Source organism: Hydrogenivirga sp. 128-5-R1-1 (assembly GCF_000171895.1).
Window position 1 is genome coordinate 1 of record NZ_ABHJ01000073.1, and the last position, 3,394, is coordinate 3,394.

4 protein-coding genes are annotated in these 3,394 nt (G+C 36.7%); all 4 read left to right on the plus strand.

The window, feature by feature from the left end; translation table 11 throughout:
• On the plus strand, positions 1-795 hold a 795-nt coding region (locus HG1285_RS05255; RefSeq protein ID WP_008288440.1), incomplete at its 5' end, for a YeeE/YedE thiosulfate transporter family protein.
• Between the two features lie 11 nt (positions 796-806).
• Positions 807-938, plus strand: a complete 132-nt coding sequence (locus HG1285_RS20515; protein ID WP_008288441.1) for a hypothetical protein — start codon at positions 807-809, stop codon at positions 936-938.
• A gap of 2 nt (positions 939-940) precedes the next feature.
• Entirely contained in the window at positions 941-1,441 is a 501-nt protein-coding gene (locus HG1285_RS05250; RefSeq protein ID WP_032496851.1) for a rhodanese-like domain-containing protein, read from the plus strand.
• Positions 1,442-1,528: 87 nt separating this feature from the next.
• Positions 1,529-3,394 (plus strand): molybdopterin-dependent oxidoreductase (locus HG1285_RS05245; protein WP_008288443.1); only part of this gene is annotated, 1,866 nt, incomplete at its 3' end.

Genomic DNA, 3,394 nt, shown 5'->3' on the forward strand with positions numbered 1-3,394 from the left:
GTAGGAGCTGGAAAATTCGTAGCTATCGGTGGAGTAATTGGGTTAGTTGTTGGTATACTACTTTACAGCGCAACTAAACCTGCTCTTGTAGAAGCTGGTATATTAGGAGCTAAGGAAAAACTTACCTTATATGGAGTGTTAGGATTACCTTACGGCGTAGTAGCTGTTGCGTGGGGTGTTTTATTTATAATATTCGCTTTAATTGCCAACTGGTTAGACCCTGCTAAAAAATACGAAGAGGGAAAACCTTTTATTTCTTTAAAAGAAGAATGGCACTGGCTTCCTTCTGGTGTGGCTGCAGGTCTTATAATTACATGGGCAACAGCTCAAGGTGATTACTTAGGATTTTCAGGAGCGACACTTGCACTTGTTGGATGGGTATCACATTTAATAGGTCATCCTATAGCAGTAATTCCTCGCATAAATGAGGGAATTATCTGGCACGCTGGTTTAATACTTGGAGTTCTTCCAGGTGCATTTTTAAGTGCCATAATTTCAAGAACATTTAAATTTGATATAGTTCCACCTTCTTTTGCAGAATCTGTAACATCTGTACCATGGGTTAGAATAGTACTTGTTTTCTTTGCAGGAATAGGTCTTGCTTACGGTGCAATGGTAGGTGGAGGTTGTACAACAGGAGCATTCTTATCTGCGTATCCAACCCTTTCAATAGGTTCTATGGTTCAATCTGGTACTTATTTCATTGTTGGCGTTCTTACAGCAAACCTTATTTACTTTGGAAGATGGAGCAAGTTTATGGAAGCTAAAACTGAATCTGATAAAGTTTACGATTAGGGGGTTATGTAATGAGTATGATAGAAAGAGTACTGTACTGGATAGGTATTGTTGTATTAATTATTGCCTTGGTAGGTATAAAAGGCAATATATCAAAACTTGAGCAGCAGGTATCACAGGCAACAGCACAGGTGGAGGAATGAAGATGAGTCCAAAAATTGAAAGAGCAATATATATTGGCATTATTGCTGTTTTAGCGTTGTTAGTTTTAAGTTTTGGAAAAAAACAAGTGGAATTACAGAAAAATTTACCTCTTACAGTAGAACAGCTTTATAAAAAATTAGGAAATCCAAGAATAAATTTACAGGTAATAGATGTTAGACCTTATCAGCCGTCTGAAGAAGAGGAAGATGATGCTGAAGATTATCAATTTTACACTTTAGAACATATACCTGGTTCTATTCCTATGCCAGACTGCGATTTATCTAAAACACCTGAAGATGCAAAAGACCATATAAACTTTTACTTACCTACAGTAATAGTTTCAGAGGATGGAAATCCAGAAATTTTCAAAAAATGTGCCCAAAAATTTAAGATTGTCCAGAATGTAAAAGGTGGTATGAAGGCTTGGCTTGATGCAGGATATCCTACTGAAGAAGATGAATATGTTCCTCCAAAAGCTGGTGGTGGAGGAGGTTGTTTATAATAAAATAGGGGTTTATTGCCCCTTGTTTTCCTGATTATTATGTGATAAGAATATCTTAATAAACGCAATTTATAAGGAGGTAAAATAATGGCCTTATCAAGAAGAAACTTCTTAAAAGCTCTTAGTGTTACAGGAGCAGGCCTTACAGTTGGTGGGAATGCTGCCTTTGCAAAAGACAAAGCCCTGATTGTAGAAAACCCAAGGGCGTCTTATCCAAATACTTCTTTTACAGAAAATATGTATAGAAAAGAATTTGCTTATACGTACGGTCCGAGAAAAGATGATCACGGTACGGCATATCACTGTGTAAACTGTCAAGGTAACTGTGCATGGGACGTATGGGTAGATAATGGGATAGTTACAAGAGAAAACCAGGTTGCAAACTATCCTCAAATCAACGCAAAAATACCTGACTTTAACCCAAGAGGATGTAATAAGGGTGTTCAGCACTCACAGGTAATGTATGAAAAAGACAGAATACTTTATCCACTTAAAAGAGTAGGAAAAAGAGGGGAAGGAAAGTGGAAAAGAATTACATGGGATGAGGCTATTACAGAAATAGCTGAAAACATCTATAAAACAATGCTTGAAAAAGGTCCTGAAGGTCTTTACGTACACGTTGGTGCAGGTATGCTTACAGAAGCAAGAGCTGCATCTGGTAAAAGACTTGGTACTCAGCTTGGAGCTCAAAGACCTTATATAGCATCTTACGTTGGTGATATGTTTGCAGGTGTTACTGCAGTTTATGGTGAAGGTAATGTAGGTTGTACATGGGACTACTACTACACTGTTAATACACAGGTTTGGTGGGGTATGAACCCTAATACATCAAGAATTCCTGATGCTCACTTTGTATGGGAAGGAAGATACAATGGTGCAAAGGTTATTGTTATAGCCCCAGAATTTAACTCAACTGCTATTCACGCAGACCTCTGGATACCTGTAAAGGCTGGATATGATGGTTATCTTGCAATGGCAGTTATTGATGAGATTATCCAGAAAAAAATGTATAAACCAGAATTTGTAAAACACTTCACAGACCTTCCTTTCCTTGTAAGATTAGACAATAAAAAGTTATTAAGACTTGAAGATATTGACGAAGAAAATCCACCAGCAGAGTTTGATGAAGAAGTTTATAAAGCTTTAAAAGCAAAAGCAGAAGAAGAGGGTGGAGAATTTGAACCTGCTTCATGTTTCTTTGCATTCAACAATAAATCAAACAAAATAGCTTTAATGCCGGGAACAGAAGGAAACCCTGTAAAAACATTAAGACTTCACGATGTTACATGGGATATTGACCCAGCATTAGAAGGAACATGGGAAGTAACTCTTAAAGATGGTTCAAAAGTTAAAGTTACAACTGTATTTGAGCTTTTAAAACAGGAAGCAAGAAAGTTCAGCAAAGAAAAAACATGGAAATTAACAGGTGTTCATCCTAAATTGGTTGAAGAGCTTGCTAAAGATATAGCCCTTCCAAAAGTTGTTCAATTAACTGTTGGTTTCTCAATTGGTAAGTACTTCAACGGTGTGTTAAACCACAGAGCGATAGCATCAATTCCTGGTTTAACAGGAAGACTTGGACCATTTGGGGGTCTTTCAACAGAAAACGAAATGGCTATTTCTGGAATGGGTAAACTTTCTGGATTTGGTGGAAAATACAAACAAAGATTTGCATCTGGATTTGTAAGTGAGTTTGTTTACGGAAATCTTCTTGAAGATGCAGAAAAACTTTATGATGATGAAGATGTAAAAAGAGCTACAGGTCTTTCTAAAGAAGAGTACTTCAAAAGAGTTAAAGAAATACTTGCAAACTTTGGAAACGACGAAAAATGGAAAGAAAACTTACATAAAAAAGATGGAAAACCTTACTGGGATACGTTTGAAACAGTATTACTTTTTGCAGACTCAAGATTTAGAAGAAATAAAGGTTCTACATATAAAAAAGCGTTCCTT